This is a genomic window from Alistipes montrealensis, assembly GCF_018362775.1.
Taxonomy (GTDB): Bacteria; Bacteroidota; Bacteroidia; order Bacteroidales; family Rikenellaceae; genus Alistipes; species Alistipes montrealensis.
On sequence record NZ_JAGYXY010000002.1, the window covers coordinates 73,234 to 93,455 of the forward strand.

15 protein-coding genes and 1 tRNA gene are annotated in these 20,222 nt (G+C 60.5%); 9 read left to right on the forward strand and 7 right to left on the reverse strand.

Going from position 1 to position 20,222, the window contains the following annotated elements; translation table 11 throughout:
- The first annotated feature begins 13 nt into the window (after positions 1-13).
- The 4 genes from KG007_RS03515 to KG007_RS03530 all read left to right on the forward strand — a co-directional run bounded on the left by KG007_RS03515 (position 14) and on the right by KG007_RS03530 (position 8,540).
- Entirely contained in the window at positions 14-4,711 is a 4,698-nt protein-coding gene (locus KG007_RS03515) for a translocation/assembly module TamB domain-containing protein (protein WP_213347397.1), read from the forward strand.
- Positions 4,708-7,020, forward strand: a complete 2,313-nt coding sequence (gene tamL / locus KG007_RS03520) for a translocation and assembly module lipoprotein TamL (RefSeq protein ID WP_213347398.1) — start codon at positions 4,708-4,710, stop codon at positions 7,018-7,020. Before KG007_RS03515 ends, tamL begins: the two co-directional genes overlap by 4 nt.
- Positions 7,021-7,942: 922 nt before the next feature.
- On the forward strand, positions 7,943-8,317 hold the full coding sequence (locus KG007_RS03525; protein WP_213347399.1) for a hypothetical protein: 375 nt from the start codon (positions 7,943-7,945) through the stop codon (positions 8,315-8,317).
- Positions 8,318-8,452: 135 nt separating this feature from the next.
- Positions 8,453-8,540, forward strand: a tRNA-Ser gene (locus KG007_RS03530).
- Positions 8,541-8,683: 143 nt separating this feature from the next.
- Here KG007_RS03530 and KG007_RS03535 read toward each other — a convergent pair.
- The 6 genes from KG007_RS03535 to KG007_RS03560 all read right to left on the reverse strand — a co-directional run bounded on the left by KG007_RS03535 (position 8,684) and on the right by KG007_RS03560 (position 12,738).
- Entirely contained in the window at positions 8,684-9,298 is a 615-nt protein-coding gene (locus tag KG007_RS03535) for a flavodoxin family protein (RefSeq protein ID WP_195459948.1), read from the reverse strand.
- Between the two features lie 146 nt (positions 9,299-9,444).
- Positions 9,445-9,693, reverse strand: a complete 249-nt coding sequence (locus KG007_RS03540) for a hypothetical protein (protein WP_195459947.1) — start codon at positions 9,691-9,693, stop codon at positions 9,445-9,447.
- 105 nt (positions 9,694-9,798) lie between these two features.
- Positions 9,799-10,278 carry a hypothetical protein gene (locus tag KG007_RS03545; RefSeq protein ID WP_229095398.1) on the reverse strand — a complete coding sequence of 160 codons (480 nt, stop codon included), beginning with the start codon at positions 10,276-10,278 and terminating at the stop codon, positions 9,799-9,801.
- Positions 10,275-10,781: a hypothetical protein gene (locus KG007_RS03550; RefSeq protein WP_195459946.1), complete on the reverse strand. Its 507-nt coding sequence runs from the start codon at positions 10,779-10,781 to the stop codon at positions 10,275-10,277. Before KG007_RS03550 ends, KG007_RS03545 begins: the two co-directional genes overlap by 4 nt.
- The gene (gene ubiE, locus KG007_RS03555; protein WP_213347400.1) at positions 10,778-11,497 is read right to left on the reverse strand and encodes a bifunctional demethylmenaquinone methyltransferase/2-methoxy-6-polyprenyl-1,4-benzoquinol methylase UbiE; all 720 of its coding nucleotides are present in this window, start codon (positions 11,495-11,497) and stop codon (positions 10,778-10,780) included. Before ubiE ends, KG007_RS03550 begins: the two co-directional genes overlap by 4 nt.
- Entirely contained in the window at positions 11,494-12,738 is a 1,245-nt protein-coding gene (locus tag KG007_RS03560) for an ABC transporter permease (protein WP_213347401.1), read from the reverse strand. The genes ubiE and KG007_RS03560 overlap by 4 nt, the downstream gene beginning before the upstream one ends.
- A 167-nt stretch (positions 12,739-12,905) precedes the next feature.
- On the opposite strand from KG007_RS03560, the gene KG007_RS03565 reads away from it, so the two are divergent.
- The 5 genes from KG007_RS03565 to KG007_RS03585 all read left to right on the forward strand — a co-directional run bounded on the left by KG007_RS03565 (position 12,906) and on the right by KG007_RS03585 (position 18,344).
- Positions 12,906-13,649 (forward strand): SDR family NAD(P)-dependent oxidoreductase, encoded by a 744-nt coding sequence (locus tag KG007_RS03565; protein WP_195459941.1) that lies wholly within the window; start codon positions 12,906-12,908, stop codon positions 13,647-13,649.
- A gap of 158 nt (positions 13,650-13,807) precedes the next feature.
- Complete coding sequence (locus tag KG007_RS03570; RefSeq protein ID WP_195459939.1) at positions 13,808-14,572, forward strand: zinc metallopeptidase; 765 nt, start codon at positions 13,808-13,810, stop codon at positions 14,570-14,572.
- Positions 14,573-14,576: 4 nt separating this feature from the next.
- Positions 14,577-16,169, forward strand: coding sequence for an SGNH/GDSL hydrolase family protein (locus KG007_RS03575; protein ID WP_213347402.1), 1,593 nt, complete (start codon positions 14,577-14,579; stop codon positions 16,167-16,169).
- Positions 16,166-17,671 (forward strand): MBOAT family O-acyltransferase, encoded by a 1,506-nt coding sequence (locus KG007_RS03580; protein WP_213347403.1) that lies wholly within the window; start codon positions 16,166-16,168, stop codon positions 17,669-17,671. The genes KG007_RS03575 and KG007_RS03580 overlap by 4 nt, the downstream gene beginning before the upstream one ends.
- A 7-nt stretch (positions 17,672-17,678) precedes the next feature.
- Positions 17,679-18,344: a phosphatase PAP2 family protein gene (locus KG007_RS03585; RefSeq protein WP_213347404.1), complete on the forward strand. Its 666-nt coding sequence runs from the start codon at positions 17,679-17,681 to the stop codon at positions 18,342-18,344.
- A gap of 24 nt (positions 18,345-18,368) precedes the next feature.
- On the opposite strand, the gene KG007_RS03590 is transcribed toward KG007_RS03585, so the two are convergent.
- Entirely contained in the window at positions 18,369-20,117 is a 1,749-nt protein-coding gene (locus KG007_RS03590) for a DNA/RNA non-specific endonuclease (RefSeq protein WP_317194918.1), read from the reverse strand.
- Positions 20,118-20,222 lie beyond the last annotated feature (105 nt).

The following is a 20,222-nucleotide window of genomic DNA, read 5'->3' on the forward strand; positions in this document are numbered from 1 at the left end:
GAAATTTCCGCAAATGCTGAAAAAGATACTCAAATATACGCTCCGGACACTGCTTGTCCTGCTCGTCGTGCTGCTGCTGGTCCCTGCGCTGCTCTACGTCCCCGCGGTCCAGAACCTGGTCCGGCGCCGGGCGGTCGATTATGCATCCCGCGCCCTCGGGATGGATTTGTCGGTCGAGCGCATCCGCCTCGCCTTCCCGCTGCGGCTGACGGTCGACAACACCTTGCTGGTCGACAAATCCGACACGCTCCTGCGCTGCGGCAAACTCTCGCTCGACGCGGCCCTGTGGCCGCTGGTCCGGAAAGAGGTCGTCATCCGGGACTTCGCATTGGAACACCTCGCCGCCCACTACAAGGACTCGCTGGCGGGCATGGACATGCGCATCGCCGCCGGGGAACTCTCCCTGAAAACAGCCAAAGCCGACCTTTCGTCCCAGACGGCTGACATCGCCCGGATTGTCCTCTCCGGCGCGGACATCCGGCTGGACCTGACCGAAGCCGCCCCCACGGAGAAGACGGACAGCACCGCCGCCCTGCCGTGGACAATCGGCGTCGGACGACTCTCGGTCGCCGACCTGGCTTTCGGAATGCGAACCTCGCCCGCCGTCTCCGAACTCTCCGTCCGGCTGGCCGACGGCACAGTGGACACATGCCGGGTGCAACTCGACAGCCAGCAGGTCCGCGTGCAAAGCGTCCTGCTCAACCGGGGCGACTATTCCTACCTGACGGGGCCCGCCGGGTCCGAAGAAATACCCGAAGAGACAACGGCTCCGGAGTCCGCAGCGCCATCCATGCCGTGGACCGTCCGGGTCGGCAGCATTGCCCTGACCGGCAACAGCGCCGAATACGGCCGACTGCACCACCGTCCCGCCGCCGGATTCGACCCGGCGTTCATCGCCGTCACACCGCTCGACCTCACCGTCGATTCGGTTTACAACCGGGGTGCGGACATCGCCCTACGGATCCGCCGGATGGCCTTCACCGAACGCTGCGGGCTCTCGGTCCGCGACCTGACCGGAAGCATCGGCATGGACGCTGCGGGCATCTCCCTCTCCGGCGTCGACCTGCAAACCGACCTTTCCCGAATCCGGGCCGACCTCTCCGCCGGACCCGGCATCCTGAAAATGGAGCCGGATTCACCGCTCGACGCCAGCCTTTCGGCCGACCTGAATACGAAAGACGTAAAACGCCTCTTTCCGGCGGCAATCCCGCCCGTGCTCAACGACCGGGTCGTCCGGATGACCTTCACCGCGACAGGGACGCTGGCCGACATTGCAAAAACACAACTCGACGTTTCGTCGCCCGGACATATCGCCCTGCGGGCGGACGGAGCGGCAAAGAACGCGCTCGACCCCGACCGGATGGAAGCCTCGGCCCGTTTCGAGGGAAATTTCACGGACCTCTCGTTCCTGAAGGCATTGCTGCCCGACTCGGCCTTGCGCCGCCGTGTGGCAATCTCCCGACAAATCCGGCTCCGCGGATCGGCGGGCGCAAACAAGGGTGCATTCTCGGTCGCCTCGGCACTCTCGGCCGACGGCGGCGAACTGGCCCTGAAAGGACGCCTCGACCCCCGCAAGCAAACCTACGATGCCGAACTGCGGTGTGACAGCCTCCCGCTCAACCGGTTTCTCCCGGCCGATTCGCTGGGCATCCTCGACTTGTCCGTGCAGGCCCGCGGCGCAGGGTTCGACCCATTCCAGTCCCGAACCCGGGCGAGTTTCCGGGCCCAGATCGACCGCGCGGAGTACCGCGGACACGATTTCGGAGGCATCGAACTGGATGCCGCACTCGACAGCCAGCGCTTCACCGGACGGCTCTCCGACCGCGACGAGGCCCTCCGGCTGTTACTGCTCGTTTCCGGAACGCTGACCCCGCAGCAACAGCACATCGACCTCTCCGGCAACGTCTTCAGCTTCGACCTGGCCGCACTGGGCTTCACCCCCGAGCCCATCGGCGGATCGTTTGCGCTGAAAGCCGACGCATCCGCCGCCGGAAAAGGCAATTACGCCGCCCGCATCGCCTTCGACAGCCTCGAAATCCGGAACAAATACCGCACGGACCACATCCGTCCGACGAGCGTCGCGTTCCGTACCGACACTGTCTCGACCCGGACCGAAGCATCCTCCGGCGACCTTGCACTGACGTTTACCTCCCCCGACCCCCTCGACTCGCTGATCGCGGCCCTGAGCCGGAGCGCCGGGGTGCTGGCGCAGCAGATCAGCGCCCAGAGCGTCGACATGGAGCAACTGAAACCCGCACTGCCCGATTTCCGGCTGCGAATCGCTGCGGGGCGCGACAACATCCTGAACAGTTTCCTCAGAGCCCGCAACATCTCCTTCGGCAAACTCGCCGTCGAGGGGGACAACTGCGACTCGCTGCCCGTGTCGGTCCATATGCGCACCGAACGGCTGGCCTACGGAAGCGTCGTCCTCGACACCGTGACAGCCGGCATTTTCCAACAGGGCAACCGGCTGAAATACGCCCTTCGGCTGGCGAACGCTCCCGGAAACCTCGACAACATAGCCGTCGCGGGGCTGTACGGACACATCGTGCAAAATACAGGGCAGGTCAACCTTTACCAGCAAAACCGGGCCGGGCAGGAAGGCTTCCGCTTCGGATTCGACGTAGCGTGGAACGACAGCCTCGTCCGGGCCGACATGACGCCCTTAAATCCCTTGTTCGGATTCGAACCGTGGAGCGTCAATCCCGGCAACTACCTCGTCTACCGGTTCGACAAACGCCTGGAAGCCGATCTCGACCTCACCCACGGCGACCAGCGGGTCGCGCTCCATACGACTCCGGGCGACGGATCGGCCGACGATATCCGGCTCGACATCGCCGGACTGAACATCGGTTCGGCCCTGGGGTTGTTCCCCTCGGCCCCGCCCGTAGACGGTGTGCTGGGGGCGAACATCGCCCTGGACCTGGCAACCGACAGCCTCTCGCTCCGGGGCGGCCTCTCGGTGGCGGAACTGACCTACGACAAACAACGTTTCGGCAACGTCGACCTCGGGCTTTTCTACAAACAGGACCAGGGACATCTCGCCGACGCACGCCTGACGCTCGACGGCGCCGAGGTGCTCTCCGTCCGGGGAGACTACCGCACCGGGCGCGAAAGCCCGCTCGACCTCACGGTGACCGTCCCGGGTTTCCCGCTGCAACAGGCCAACGTTTTCCTGCCTGCCGACCTGCTCCGCCTTTCGGGCAGCCTGCAGGCGAAAATCCATGCAGGCGGCACGCCGGACCGGCCCAAACTCGACGGAGGGGTGCGGTTCGCACAGACCGACATCCGCGTCCCGATGATCGGCACGTCGTTCCGCCTCTCGCCCGACACCATCCGCATCGCCGGCAGCCATATCCTGTTCAGCGATTACGCCCTCTACGCCCCGAACAAGAAAGCGCTGACGATCGACGGCGAGGCTAACCTCTCCGACTTCAGCCGCATGACCGCCGACCTCGCACTGCGGGCCTCGGATTTCCAGGTCGTCAACGTGGCCCGCAAAGCCGGCACGGCGGTCTACGGCAAGGCCTACCTCGACCTCGACGCGACGGCCAAAGGACCGCTGGACGAACTCGTCGTCCGCGGCAACGTCGCCCTGCTGGGCGGCACGGACATCAACTACGTCATGCAGGACTCTCCGATGGACGTGAAGGAGCGCCCGCAGAACATCGTGACATTCGTCTCGTTCAGCGACCTGGACACCCAGATTCCGGACGAAGCTCCCCGGGAAGTCCGGATCGGAGGCATGGACGTACAGGTCAACGTCGACATCAACAACGACGTGCAGGCCGCCGTCGATCTCTCCGCCGACGGCAACAACCGCATCGACCTCAAGGGCGGCGGCAACCTGACCTACACGATGAATCCGCTGGGCGACGTGCGCCTTTCGGGGAAATACGTGCTCTCGGGCGGAACCGTACGCTACAACCCGCCCGTCATCTCGCAGAAAATCTTCAAGATCACACCGGACAGTTACGTCGAATGGATCGGCAACATCGCCGACCCGGCGTTCAACATCACGGCCGTCGAGACCGTCCGGGCCAACGTCTCCTCCGACGGGCAGGACAACCGCCCGGTCAACTTCGACATCTCGATCAACATCCGCAATTCGCTCAACGATCTCGAAGTAAGTTTCGGGCTCGCCGCTCCCGAGGACCTCACCATGCAGAACCAGCTCAACTCGCTCACCGCCGAGCAGCGCGCCAACCAGGCGATGAACCTTTTGATATACAATACCTACACCGGCCCCGGAACGACCGCCAAGGTAAGCTCCGAAAATCCGCTCAACTCGTTCATCCAGAAAGAACTGAACCAATGGGCGCAGAACAACCTCAAGGGCGTCGACCTCAGCTTCGGCATCGACTCCTACGGGCAGGACGACCCCAACGGCCAGCGCACCGACTACTCCTACCGGCTCTCGAAGAACCTCTTCAGCAACCGCGTGCGCGCAGTTATCGGCGGCAAGTTCAGCACCGACGCCGATCCGTCGCAAAACCTCAAAGAGAACCTGATCGACGACATTTCGCTGGAATACATGCTCACCAAACGCGACAACATGTACCTGAAGGTGTTCCGCCATACGGGCTACGAGAGCATCCTCGAAGGCGAGATCACCGAGACGGGCGTGGGTTTCGTCATCCGCAAGAAGCTCTCGCGGCTGGGCGACCTGTTCAAGCCGACGCGGCCCAAAACCAAAAAAACGAAAAAATGAGTCCGCAGCACATTCGAAATATCGGCCTGTTCATTTGCGCCGTGCTGTTCGCGGCGGCCTGCTCCACGACCCGGCGGCTGGGAGCGGACGAAGTGCTGTATACCGGCGTGAAGAAAATCCGCATCGAGCCCGACTCGGGCGTCGTGCTCACCGCAGCAGCCGAATCCGCCGTGAAAGAACCCCTCTCCGTCGCCCCCAACAACCCGCTTTACAGCCCCTACATCCGCACCCCGCTGCCTATCGGGCTGTGGGCCTACAACTACCTCTATACACCCAGGGAGAAAGGGTTCAAGTACTGGTTCTACAAACGGTTGGCCAAGCAGCCGGTGCTGATCTCCAAGGTCCAGCCGCAACTGAGGACCAAGGTCGCCGAGCAGGTCCTCGAAAACTACGGCTATTTCGGCTCCCGGGCCGCAGATTCGCTGCTCTATCGCAAGCAGGGCCGCAAAGCCAAAGTGTACTATACACTCGACATCGCCCCCGCGTGGCACTATTCGTCCATCTCCTACCCCGAAGTCGACGGCGGCATGCGCCACCTGATCGACAGCCTTTACGCCACCTCCCTGCTGCGCACGGGGGCGCAGTACAACCTCGACAGCCTCACGCTCGAACGCAGGCGCATCTCCCAGTTGCTCCGCAACCGGGGCTACTACTATTTCCGCCCCGAATACATGGAATACCTGGCCGACACGACCGGCGGAGGGCGGCGGGTCGCCCTGCGCCTGAACCTCAAATCCAACCTCCCGCCCGTGGCGCTCAAACCCTACCGGGTGGGCAGTGTCACGGTCCGGCTGACCAACATCAAGCCCGGACCGGCAGACACGCTGCGCCTGAAAAATGCAACGGTTATCGCCCAGAAACCGCTGAAAATCCGTCCCAAAATCCTCTCCCGGGCCCTCACGCTCGAACCCGGACAACTCTTCACCGTAGACGCCCAGAACCAGACGCAGACCGAACTCAACAAACTGGGCGTCTTCCGCTCGGTCAACCTGAGCGTCACGCCGCTCGATTCGCTGCGCGGCGCCGATACGCTCGACGTGGCGATCGACGCCCAGTTCGACTACCCGCTGGAAGCGGCCCTGGAAACCGACGTAACCTCCAAGTCGAACAGCTTCATCGGCCCGGGCATCACCTTCCGGGTCAGCAACAACAACCTGTTCCGCGGCGGCGAAGTCCTGGCCGTGAAACTCAACGGCTCGTACGAATGGCAGACCGGCAACAAAAACTCCGGCGGACAATCTTCGCGGCTCAACTCCTACGAACTGGGCCTGAATGCAAACCTCAGCATCCCGAGGCTGCTGCTCCCCCGAAGCATGACGCGGCGGCTGAAATACCCCGCCGGAACGACCTTCCAACTGGGCGTCGACCTGATGAACCGTCCCAGTTTCTTCCGGCTGATCGCATTCAGCGGTTCGGCGGGCTATAACTTCCAGACCTCGCCTTACAGCCACCATTCGCTGACCGTATTCAAGCTCACCTATAATAAACTCCTGCATACGACCGAGTCGTTCGACAAGACGATGGATGAGAACCCGGCCATCGCCATGAGTTTCCGCAACCAGTTCGTGCCTTCGATCAACTACACCTACACCTTCGACAAGACCTACGGCGCCACGGGCAACCGCCGTTTCTACTGGCAGAACAGCGTCACCTCGGCGGGCAACCTCCTTTCGGGCATCCTGCGGGCCTTCGGCCAGCGGCAGCCGCAAACCCTCTTCGGCAACCGCTTCTCGCAGTTCGTCAAGGAGGTCAGCGAAGTGAAGTTCTACCACCGCCTCGGACGCCGGAACAACTGGCTGGCGACACGTTTCCTCGTCGGCGTGGGCTACGCCTACGGCAACTCCGAAGTGATGCCTTACAGCGAACAGTTCTACATCGGCGGCGCCAACAGCATCCGGGCCTTCACCATCCGGTCGCTGGGACCGGGCAGTTACCGTCCGCCCGCCGACGACCGCAACGGCTACCTCGACCAGACGGGCGACTTCAAGCTGGAGGCCAACGTCGAATACCGTTTCGGCATCATGGGACGGCTCAACGGCGCCGTATTCCTCGACGCGGGCAACATCTGGCTGTTGAAAAGCGACCCCAAGCGTCCCGGCGCCGAACTGAAGTGGAAAGGGCTGCTCGACGAAATTGCACTCGGAACGGGTTTCGGACTGCGCTACGACATCAGTTACCTGGTCATCCGCGCCGACCTCGGCATCGGACTGCACACACCCTATCCCAATCCCGACAAGAAAGGCTACTACAACATCTCCAGTTTCAAAGACGGGCTCGGGTTCCACCTCGCCATCGGCTACCCGTTCTGATTTCCCGGACCTGTTTTCAGCCCGAACCGCCCTCGCACCCGAGGGCCGAAACCCGTTCTCAGGCACAGCAGGCCGGGCCGGCTTCTGTAAAAATGTTTTGCCCGGCATGTATGGAATCCCGGAAATTCGTCTACATTTGTAGCCTTATATTGCGTCTCTGTACATTTAAACCCAATCCGGTTCCACCACACATGCAAAACGATTTCCTCACGCTGATCCCTGAGTACATTCCTCAATATTCGGCACGACGTTCGAGGAGGTCCTCGACATCCATATTTTCGATGACCCGAACATCGGAGGCGAAGACAAGACTCCACTGAAAAAGGGACAGGATGCCTCATTCGAAACCGACTACGACTACGACAAGGACAATGCGCTGACTGCGGGATGCAGTTACTTTATGACTAAACCCATAAAAAAACAGGAACTCATACAACTGCTCTCCATCCTCTTGCCGCGGGTCTACCCCTCCCCTCCGCAGATTAAACGCCCGGTTTTACGAATTGTAAAACCGGGCGTTTTTCAGTCCCACACCGGATAAACCGCCCCGCCCCGAATTTCGACATACCCCGGCATAGCGACCACCCCTGTCCCGGCATATATCATATTGATTCCATCTCCCAAACAACTTCTCAACCCCCGAACAATACAAATTTTTGATTTATGTAATTAAATAACTTATTAGTAAATTTAACCTTAAGGATTAGGGTTGTAGTTGCCCGTGCAAATTCTAATCTGCACTTTTGTTTTAATCCACTCTCTATGAGGGACAAAAAACCAACGATGACTACAACTCTTCCCGAAACATCGCATGCCTCGCAAATATTGCTTATCAATAGATCCAGACCCCCGTCATCGCCGTTTCAGCGAACCTGTGGTAGTTTTTGTTGGCTGTATATCAACCAATTCAAATTATTACATCATGTACGTACCCGAACACCTGAAATGGCGCATCCTGATTGCGCGAATCCTCAAATCGTTCTATTTCGAGAACGAAAACTCCAGCCGTAACCTCAAGCGGGTCTTCGAGAGCTTCGGCAGGTATCTGCTAGGCACGACCTACGACACCTTCCTGGGTTACCTCAACAAGGAGAAATACGACCTCTCCGATCTGAAACTGCCTTCGTTCATCGTAACGGCCCTCGGGCTGCTCGACGACCTGCGGATCACGTGCGATCACCTCCACGCCCGCAAGCCGAACGCCTCGTGGACTCCGGTAGAAATCGTCGAGGAACTGCTCGCCGTCGTACGCGAAAGGGCGAAAAAGAACCCCAACCGTAAAATCCACATCGACTGATCCGGGCAGCCCCGACACCACTCCTGCCATCAACCGCACCCAACGCCAAACGCCCCTGCAAACAGCCCCGCGACAGAAAAAAAGGGTCTCAATTTGCAGAATCGGGAAATATTGCGTACTTTTGGAGCGCCTTTCGGAAAGATGCAGGAGTGGTTGAACTGGCCCGCCTGGAAAGCGAGTAAACCCCTAAAGGGTTTCAGGGGTTCGAATCCCCTTCTTTCCGCAACACGGAAATGCAAAGGAAAAGGTTGCAACAATCGTTGCAACCTTTTCCTTTTTTCCATTTACGGACGCCTCCGGCCGGATCGGGGATCGACGAGCGGCAACGCGGAACGAAGCGAAGAACTCCCTCGCCGCGCCCCTTTCCTACCTGATAAAACTCGTCACGATCCGCTCTTCCGATTCGGGACGATCTTCCGAAGCCCGAGGCCCGCCCCGGAGCATCCGCGCCATGTTGCGGGCCAGGACGCGCATCGTCTGCAATCCTTCGCCATCCTGCGCCGCCTCGCCCGGCAGTCGTCCGTGCACGCTGTTCCAATACTGCGACGATACGACAGGCATGTTCGAAATCGTGAAATACTTGTTCAGCCGGTCAAACGTCGCGCTCGCTCCGCCCCGGCGGCATACGGCCACCGCTGCTGCGGGCTTGTAGGCCAACAGCGGTCCGCAGGAGTAGAACACGCGGTCGAGCAGGGCGCACAGCGATCCGTTCGGCCCGGCGTAGTAAACCGGCGAGCCGACCACCACGGCATCCGCCCCGGCGAGTTTCTCACGAACTTCGTTATAAAGCGCGTCGTTGAAGACACAACGCCCCAGTTCGGCACACTTCCCGCAGGCGATGCACCCCTGCACGGCTTTGGTCCCGATGGAAACGATCTCGGCGGCGACACCCTCCGATTCGAGTGTACGGGCCACTTCGGACAATGCGATAAACGTATTCCCCTCCCGATGGGGGCTTCCGTTGATAAGCAATACTTTCATAATTACAGGTTTTACCACAAAATTAAACATTTTTCCCGTTCCCGGTGCACATTTCGCACCGAACGAAAAAAACGCACGGTCCGACCGCACGGCAACAAAAAAGGGGGATTCCTAAGAATCTCCCTCACTCTCAATCCTAACCTCGATTACTTGTTGGCCTCGGCCTTCTCGCAGCAAGCGGTCTTCTCAGCGCAGGCAGCGGTCGAATCAGCCTTCTCAGCGCAGCAAGCAGCCGTCGAATCGCACTTCTCAGTGCAGCCGGCGCAGGCAGCAGCCTCGGTAGCGGTTGCCTGGGCAGCAGCAGCGCCTTCGGCAGCCTTCTTGTTCGAATTGCCACAGCAGCTTACCATAGCGACGGCAGCCAGAACAACGACAAAAGAGAAAATCTTTTTCATAGCGTTAAATCTTTAATTATGAGTTATTCTATTAACGCAGCAAAGTTAGATATTCGCCCGAAAAAAGCAAAGAAAAATGAAATATTTTTCAAAAACGGATTTTTATTAGTCTAAAAGGTTGGAAATCGGGGACTTTTCCTTCTTCAACTGCTTCAGGAAGGCTTTCGGGAATGTCGCCGACACACGGCCCTTGAGCATGATGGCCTCCTCCTTGGTCAGGCAGTTGCCCGCCGAAACGATGAAATAGGGAATTTCATAATCCACGTAAACTTTCACGTCGGGATAGGTCTCTTCGAAAAGCGCCTTGGCTGCAAAAGCCCCGTCGCGCGCCGAAGGCCCGTTGTCCGAGAAGACACAGACCCGGTGATATCCCTCGAAGTAGAGGCGCTGCCCGGCATGCGCAGCGTCGGCCACGGCACGTGCGGCATCGCCGTGCTCGGTAACATGCACCTGCGCCCGGCCGAAAAGGGTCGCTCCGGGCGCGGGTTCCGCCAGACGCTGTTTGAAAGCATCGAGCGACTGCGCGTGCGCACAAACGGCCGCGCACAGGAGGGTTAGCGTAAGAAACAACAATCTGCGCATCATTTCAAATAGTTTTTAACATCCTGAATCGTAAGGCCAAAGGTATTCAAAAATTCCGACAACGGCATCCTCTCACGCGAAATTTTCACGGGAGCCGGGCCTCCGCGCCCCTCTACGGCATACGACACCGCAACCTGCGACAAGTCACCCGACTGCACTTTCTTCGCCAGGACATAGACCGCCAGCGGGTCGGAAATCTTCAGCCGCCACAGGGTCCGGAAACTGTCCGTCGTCCGGCGCGGCACTTCGACCGCCTCACGCAGCACGACCGAACCCACGCGGCCGCCGGCGTAGTAAATCCCGATCTCCGCCGCATCGAGCACCAGTTTGTAACCCGTGTTATTCATCACCCTCACAACGACCTCGGCGCCCGTCAGTCCCTGGCGTTCGACCTTCTCGATCCCCTCGAAGCGGATGTTGCGCTGGGCTTTCTCGACAGCGCGGCGGCACGAGGACATCGACACCACCACCGCCAACAGCAATACGTATATTAAATATCGTTTCATTTTTCACCTATATATATTTGCGCAATGCCGAAACTCTGGCTCCGGGCCCGGCACTTGCCGAATCCCGCTTGGGCCATCATCTCCAGGAAGGCCTCCGGGGCCGGAAACTCCCCGACCGAAGCCGGAAGATACTCGTAAGCCTGTTTGTCGCGCGACACCAGTCCGCCGATGCGGGGCAGGATTTTGTAGGAATAAAATTCGTACAGCGCCCGGAACGCCCGGTTGCGGGGCCGCGAGAACTCCAGGATAACGACTTTACCCCCCGGTTTTATTGTGCGGGCCAGCTCGCGCAGCCCGGCCGCGAGGTCCCCGAAGTTGCGCACCCCGAAGGCCACCGTCGCCACATCGACCGACGCGTCGGCCACGGCAAGGTGCTCGGCGTCGCCGCGGTCGAGGACAATGCGGTTGTCCAGCCCCCGGGCTTCGACCTTGCGGTGCGCCACAGCGAGCATCTGCTCCGAAAGGTCCACTCCGAGCACCTGCACGTCGCGGATGCGGCGGGCCATGGCGATCGCCAGGTCGCCCGTTCCGGTCGCCACGTCCAGGATGCGGCGAGGCTTCGTGCGGCGCACCTCGTTTACCACGCGGCGGCGCCACACACGGTCGATGCTCATCGAAAGCGTATGGTTCAGCAGGTCGTATTTCGGCGCGATGTTGTCGAACATCTCGCGCACCTCTTCTTTCTTGGTCCGGTCTGTATTATTGTATGGTTTCATTCGTATCTTATCGTTTCTTCCGGTTTCACCGTGGAGACCACGGCTGTCGGGATCACCAGCAGGGCCACGATCGCCGCGACGAACCCCGCATTGAGAACCAGCCACCAGCCCCATCCCAGCGCCACGGGCACTTCCGAGAGCAGGTAACCTTCCGAACTGAGTTTCACCACATGCGTCCACTTCTGCACGAGGCACAACGACAGCCCGACGGCATTGCCCCATGCCAGTCCGCGCAGGGTTACCAGCGCCGCCCGCCAGAGGAAAATGCGCCGCAGTTCACCGTTGCGCATCCCGAGAGCCTTCAGCAGGCCGATCATCCGCGTCCGCTCCAGCACGAGGATCAGCAGCGCCGAGGTCATGTTGAAAAAGGCCACGACCAGCATGATCACGATGATCACCGCGGCATTCACGTCGTGCGCCTTCAGCCAGTCGAAAATATTGGCATAGCGCTCCCTCACGCTCGTCACGGCGAGGTTCCCGGAATCGTCGGAATCATCGTACAACAACGTCCGGCCCAGCGTCCGGGCGAACGTGTCGGCATCGGCCAGGTCGCTCGTCAGTATCTCGTAACCCGAAATTTCGTTCGGCCCCCACTCCGAGAGCCGCTGCACGTTGCGGATGTCCGTAACGACCACGACGCCGTCCATCTCCTCCATTCCCGACGCATAGACGCCCGCCACCTTGAACCGGTCGCGGCGGGGCATCTCGCCCGGTTCGACGAACAGCATCTCGACCTTGTCGCCCACGCCGAGCTGCAATTCGTCAGCCAGCGAGCGCGACAACAGGATATCCTTCGTGCGGACCGAATCGCCCACGCGGGGCAACTCTCCTTCGACGAGCCATTCCCGGAAATACGACCAGTCGTAATCCGCCTCGATGCCTTTGAGCATCACCTCGCCTACGGCGTCCGCCGTGCGGACGATGCCGCCCTTCACAGCGTAAGGGGCCATCGCCACAAACCCGTCGGTCGCGCGGATCAGGTCCTCGACATGCGCGCTGCGATGCACCGGCTGCGCATCGAGGGCATTGACGCCCCGTACGTCGGTCACCGAAACATGGGCCGCAAAACCCGTCATCTTGCGCGCCACCTCGCGTTTGAAACCCATAATAACGGCCATCGCAAGGATCATCACCGCCATCCCCAACGCCACCGACACCACGGCTATACGCTCCATCACCCCGGGCTTGTTCCCGGGGGTAGGTTTCGCCATGCGGCGGGCAATGAAAAAGGCGAGATTCACGGCTGCGCTATTTTATCGAAAATTTGTACAAAGTAACATATAAATTTCGTATTTTTGGTGTCGTAACGACACTTTTTATCAGTCGGAAGGTTTTACGGAACCATACGTGATTCTGTCTTGCAAGCCATTCGACTTTTTCATATCTTTGCGGAAAATAAAAGGTTTATATGCAAAAACAGGCATTGATAACAGGAGCCACTTCGGGCATCGGACGCGCCACGGCGCTCCGGCTGGCCAAGGAGGGTTACGACATCACCGCCACGGGCCGCCGCGCCGACCGGCTCGCGACATTACGGGCTGAAATCGAGGCGGCAGGCGGCCGCTGTACGACACTCGTGTTCGACGTACGCTCCGAAGAGGAGGTGCGCCGCAACCTCTCTCCGCTCGAACGCATCGACCTGCTGGTCAACAACGCGGGCCTCGCCGCCGGACTGGAACACATCGACCGGGGCGACACGCGCGACTGGGACGCCATGATCGACACCAACGTCAAGGGCCTCCTCTACGTCACGCGCGTCGTCGCTCCCAAAATGGTCGCCGCGGGCCGGGGACATATCTTCAACATCGGTTCGATCGCCGGCACGGAGCCGTACGAGAACGGTGCGGTCTACTGTGCTTCGAAGCACGCCGTGCACGCCATCTCGCAGTCGATGCGCGCCGACCTGCTTTCAGCCGGCATCAAGGTGACGGAGATCCGCCCGGGCATGGTCGAAACCGAATTTTCCGAAGTGCGGTTCCACGGCGACCGGGCGCGCGCCGATGCGGTTTACAAGGGCGTCGAACCCCTCACCGGCGAGGATATTGCGGAAGCAATTGCATGGGCGGCACAATTACCCGCCCGCATGAACGTTAATGATATGGTACTGATGCCCTCGCAGCAGGCGGGCGCTCACTACACGTATAGGAAATAGCGCGTCGATTTCCAACCGGATTCCGGATCAGACAGTCGCAGCCTCGCTGCGTTTACAAGTCTGACCCACCCCGCCGCAGGCAGGGGCCTGTGTGCCGAAAGCGGCAAACGCTTTCGCCCGTGATTTAAATTAAAAGAACAAAAAAGACACATACAACTATGGTACAACCCCTCATCACCCTGCTCCAGGCAGGCTATTACACCCAGGAGAGCGCCGGCGCCGGCTATTCGGCCGCAACGATGGGCATGTTCATCCTGATCATCGCCATCGGCGTCATCGGATTCATCGTGCAGGCGCGCCTGCAATCGGTATTCAAGAAGTACTCGAAAGTGCAGTTCCCCGGCGGGCTGACCGGCGCCGAAGTCGCCGAGAAGATGCTGCGCGACAACAACATCCACAATGTGAAGGTAACGCACGTGGGCGGACACCTCACCGACCATTTCAACCCGCAGACGATGACCGTCAACCTGAGCGATTCGGTCTACTCGTCGTCGAGCGTCGCCGCAGCGGCCGTTGCGGCCCACGAGTGCGGCCACGCCGTGCAGCACGCCCGCGGTTACGCCCCGCTGACGCTCCGCTCGCAACTGGTTCCCGTCGTGCAGTTCGCGTCGTCGGCCGCCACATGGATCATCATCCTGGGACTCATCATCCTCGCCTCGACACAGAACGAACTGCTGTGCTGGATCGGCGTGGCCATGATCGGCATGTCGGCCGTCTTCTCGATCGTCACGCTGCCCGTCGAATACAACGCCTCGGCTCGCGCCGTGGAGTGGCTCCAAACCAGCCATACGATGCAGGGCGCCCAGCTCGCCCAGGCCAAGGAAGCCCTTTCGTGGGCGGCCCGCACCTACCTCGTGGCGGCGCTCAGCGCCATCGCTTCGGTACTCTACTACGTCTTCCTGATCCTCGGACGGCGCGACTAAACCGATGAACAACCCCGAAAAAGACTGCACCCACCACAGTTGGCTGGCGGCCGTGGCACTCGTCGCAGTGCTTGTGGCCGTAAGTTTCATACCCCCGCAGAGCGTCGGGAGCGTGAAACTCCGCCGTGCCAACATCCTCTCGGACATCCTCGCGTTCGACGATACCGCCGTCTCCGAACCCGCTTCGGAACCGGCGCTCTTCGACGAGGAGGAGTTCCGCATCGACATGGCGGCCGTTGCCGAACGGATCGAGGCCGACACCACCCCGCACGAAGTGCAGACCACCTACGAGTGGCTCCTGGCGCAGGATACGGTCCGCCGCGAACGTATCATCCCCGACTCGGCGCGTTTCGTCCCTACGCCGGTCCCCATCGAAGACTTCAGCGACAGCGGACGCATCAGGGCCTTCTGCGACACGCTGCTCAACGCCGTGCGCCCCGTGCGCATCGCGTTCCTGGGCGACTCGTTCGTCGAAGGAGACATCCTCACCGCCGACCTGCGCGAACGGCTCCAGACAGCCTTCTCGGGCGGCGGTACGGGATTCGCCCCGATGGCCTCGCCCCTGACGGCTTTCCGCCGCACCGTCAAAACCCAGTCGAAAGGCTGGACGGCCTACAACATCATGCAGCGCAAAGCGGCTCCCGAACGCCTGCGCGAAAACTTCTACGTCTCGGGCTGGGTCTGCCAGCCCGCCGCCGGAGCCTCGACCCGTTGGGAAAGCACCGACTACCGCAAACGGCTCGACTCGTGCACCACGGCACGCATCCTCTTCCTCTCGCCCAACGACAGCCGCGTCGAGGTGACGCTCAACGACGGCGAGAGCCGCGAGTTCGATATCCCGGGCAACGCCGCCGTGCGTCAGATCAGGGTCTCGGCCCCGCATATCCGCTCGCTCGCCTTCAAGGTGATTTCCGGCACAGAGGACTTCGTCGGCTACGGTGCGATCTTCGAAGACGGCGGTGTCGTCGTCGACAACTATTCGGTGCGCAGCAACAACGGCCAGGCGATGTTCTGGACCAATCCGTCGGTCAACGCCCAAATCAACGCCATGCTGGGCTACGACCTGGTGATCCTCCAGTACGGGCTCAACATCATGCAGTCGGGCGTAACGAACTACACCAACTACGCCGCACAGATCGAGAAGATGATCGCCTACGTCCGCCAGTGCTTCCCGGGCGCCGCGGTGCTCGTGCTGGGCGTCAGCGACCGCTCGGTGAAGACCGACGCCGGATTCGAACCGATGGACGCCATCCCCCACATGCTCGACTATCAGCGCGGCGCGGCCCGGAACACAGGCGCAGCCTTCTGGCCCACGTGCGACGCGATGCGCGCTTTGGGCGGCATGGAACAGTTCGTCAAGAACGGCTGGGCGGGCAAGGACTACACCCATATCAACTACGCGGGCGGCCGCCGCGTGGCGTGGGCCCTGTTCGACGCCATCAACGCCGGGGTCTGCGAGGTTTACACCGAACAGCAGATCGCCGAACAACGCCGCCGCACGGAACAGGCCGTTCTCGACTCGGTACGCAAAGCCGCCGTCGACCGCCGCATTCTCCCGGCCTCGGCCCCCGAACTCCTTAATTCGCCCCTGCAATGACCTTTCCTGCGACGGACGGAATCACAGACAAGCTCCAGGCGTTGTTTGCCTACGATGCCTCGTCGCCGCTGATTTTCAGCAGCGGGCTGTTCCTGTTCCTCTTTGCAGGTTTTTTGCTTATATACAGCGCATTCCGCCGCGCGCCGATGGCCCGTATCGTCTACGTCATCCTCTTTTCACTCTACTTCTATTACAAGTCGAGCGGAGTCTATTTCCTGCTGCTCGTCTTCGCCGCGGTGAGCGATTTCCTGATCGCCCAAGGCATCTACCGGGCACGCCTCAAGTGGACGAAACGCTGGCTGGTGGTGCTGAGCGTAGCCGTGAACCTCGGCATGCTGGGATACTTCAAATACACGAACTTCCTCATCGACATCTCCAACCAACTGTTCGGACAGGGCTTTCTCCAGTTCCAGAACATCTTCCTCCCGGTCGGCATCTCGTTCTTCGTTTTCCAGTCGATGAGCTATACCATCGACATTTACCGCGGTCAGTTGAAGCCTTTGTCCAACTGGCTCGACTATCTCTTTTATCTGTCGTTCTTTCCGCAGCTCGTCGCCGGCCCGATCGTCCGCGCCCGCGACTTCATCCCGCAAATCCGGCAAAACCCGATCGTCGTCACGAAAGAGATGTTCGGAACAGGCGTTTTCCTGATCCTCACGGGATTGTTCAAAAAGGCGATCATTTCGGACTATATTTCGCTCAACTTCGTCGACCGCATCTTCGACGAACCGCTCCTCTACTCGGGATTCGAGTGCCTGATGGGCATTTACGGCTATGCGCTGCAAATCTACTGCGACTTCTCGGGCTACTCCGACATGGCCATCGGCATCGCCCTGCTGCTGGGATTCCGCTTCCCGAAGAACTTCGACGCACCCTACAAGTCGGCGACGATCACCGAGTTCTGGCGGCGGTGGCACATCTCGCTCTCGACGTGGCTGCGCGATTACCTTTACATCTCATTGGGCGGCAACCGCAAGGGCCGCATCCGCACCTACGGCAACCTGCTCCTTACGATGCTGCTGGGCGGACTGTGGCACGGCGCAGCGGTGCGCTTCATCCTCTGGGGCGGCCTGCACGGCGTAGCCCTCGCACTGCATAAACTCTGGATGGCAGTCGTCCCGGGCGCCAAAGCCACCGGGGCCCAGATGCACTGGTGGAGCCGCATAGCAGGCATCGTCGTGACGTTCAACATCGTCTGCCTGGGCTGGCTGATGTTCCGCGCCGAGTCGATGCAGACCGTTTCGCTGATGCTGCACCAGATATTCTACAACTTCAACGCCGCAATGATTCCGCAGGTCGTGACGGGGTATGCCGCCGCTTTCGCACTGATCGCCGCGGGTTACGTCCTCCATCTGCTGCCGGCTACGGTCGACGCCGTCGCCCGGCGCATCGTGGTCCATGCACCGCTGGTCTTGCAGGTCGTGATGGCCGCGGCCATGATCTGGTGCGTTATGCAGATCAAATCCAGCGACATACAGCCCTTCATCTACTTCCAATTTTAGCTGAACGATGTACGACTTTGACCATCAACTCTTTCTCGCACTGAATTTCGACGGAGGCCCCGCCGTGGACCGCCTGATGCTGATCATCTCCGGCACGACGATGTGGCTTCCGCTGTATGCGCTGATCCTCTGGCTCGTATGGCGCCGGGGCGGACTGCGCAACGTAATAATATTCACCCTGCTGATGATCGCCGCACTGGCCCTTTCGGACATGGTTTCAGGCATCTTCAAGCACAACGGCCTGCTGGGCGGACTGATGCCCGACTTCGAGCCGCGCTGGCGGCCGATGTTCACCCCGGCGCTCGAAGGACTCGACATCGCACCCGATTCGCTGCGCAAACTGCGCTGGCTGACGCCCGACTCGCTCGCCGCAGCCGGCATCGCCCACGACTGGACGGTGCACGTCCCCATCGAAGCTGTCAGCGGCCGCTACGGAACCGTCTCGGCCCACGCCGCCGTCATCGTCACGCTCGCCGTACTGTCGGCCTCGGTCATCCGCCGCAAGTGGTTTACCTGGCTGATGGTCTTCGCCACGCTGCTGATCTGCTACTCGCGCATCTACCTGGGAAAGCACTTCCCGATGGACCTCGTGTGGGGAACGGCAGTCGGCATCGCGCTGGGCTGGGCCGCCTCCTGGGCCTACCGGAAATTATCCTGTAAAAAAAAGAGCTGAACCTAAAGTTCAGCTCTTTTTCGATCAGTACCACGCCGAAAGCGTGCCCTTTCTGCTCTTGGCGGCATCGGGAATCCCCGGGAAGAATTTCATCCCCATCGCCGTCTCGATCTCCGATATGGGAACGATAAACTGATCCAGTTGCGACTTGTCCGTCGCCGTGCTCTTCGTCAGGCTCTCGACCCAGAAGGCGATGGTCTCCAGTTCATCGGCCGTGCATTCCTGAATGGGTTTGCCCACCTGTACCGTTTTCTTGCGCACGGCCATCTTGAACTGGCGGGTCGGCATGACGCAATCCTTCGAAAGCGAACTCAGCGCACCGTTGTTCGAAGCGTCCTTCTCCTTCCAGTTATTATCGTTCTCGTAATAACATCCCGCCACGATGTAAAGCGTGTCGGCAGGAATCGTACCGCCCGAAATCGCCTCTTCGATATTGCCCCAGATCTTCCCGAAAGCACTCGGTTCGGAAGCCTGCGGCGCGACGTTGGTCGGGCGGAAGGTCTGCACGTTGATCTCCAGTCCTTTGCCGGGCCGCTCGCGCGACATGCAGAGGTGACCGCGCGACCAGTAACCGCTGCCATAAGCGCCTGTCACCAGATCGGCCGTCCAATACTGGTACGTGTCCCCGGTCGAAGAGGCGTAAATCTTCGACTGCTGCGACTCGGGAAGCGCCGGGTCGGCCGCCCACGGTTCGTCGGAACGTCCCGAACCCTCCATATAGCAACGGTGGTGCGGGTAGGCCACCCAGACGGGATTGTGGCGCCGCGTGTCGTAGCAATAGGTGTAGTTGCGCACACGCCTGCCGCTCGTTACGGTCGTGGTCCAGGTCGTATGCACGAACTGGTCGGCCGACGGGGATTCGAAGTTGGAGGGAAGTTCGGCCCAGCGCAGGTCCGTACCCGCAACGGGATCGACCTCCTGACCGCCGCCGCCCGTCGTGAGGACGATATCGTCGAAATTCAGGCCATAGGTACGTTCCGTGCCCGTCGGGGCCAGGCGGATCGACAACTTCGCAACGACCTGTTTGAGCGTGAAGCCCACCGTCGCTTTGGCCCACGTGTTATAGGTCGAAGCACCCGTGTAGGCAAGCGGCCGCCAGACCGCGCCGTCGGCGCTCACCATCAGCGAAACGTCGGCCGCCGGGAAGATCGTCCCGAATGTCAGCGTATAATTGCGCTCGCCCTCCGGCAGCGTGATGTCGTGAATCGTGAAGTAATCGGTCGAGGCGTCGTAGAACATCTTGGCATAGGCTTTTCCCGAGGCTCCGGTATATTTGCCGGCCGAACCGAAGTTGTCGTTGTTGATGCGGACGTTGTTCACGGAATAGGTTACGGTCGATGCACCCGTGCCGGTCTGGGTCTTCCATTCGTCGTTGCTGCCGGCCCACACGCCATTCGTTCCGTTACCGAAATCGAGACTGAAAACCGTCTGGACGGGAACGTCCGCCTCCCGGAAGATTTCGACAGTCTGCTTCTTGGCGTCCGCACCCGTGCCGGCCGTAACGGTCAGCGTGCAGCGCACCCCCGCAGGCGCATCGGTAAACGCGATCGTAGCGTTGCCCGTACCGGAGGAAGGCGAGAACTTGAGTTTCGAATCGGGACACTCGGCCTTCCACGAAGCATTTGTCGTCACGGTGACGACATTCGATGAAGGTGAAGCCGGATCGTAGGTCAGGTCGGCCGGAGCGACCGAGAGGGTTACTTCAGTTTTCGGCGGCGGCACTTCCGAAGAGTCGTCCCCTCCGCACGAAGCTAAAAGCAGCAGGCATCCCACGAATGCACCCAGGAGGCACGAAAGGAGGGGGGGGGAACCGACGCACTACGAGAAAGAGTAAAGAGTTGTTTCATAGTTCGCATTTTAGTTAGACAAACAAATATA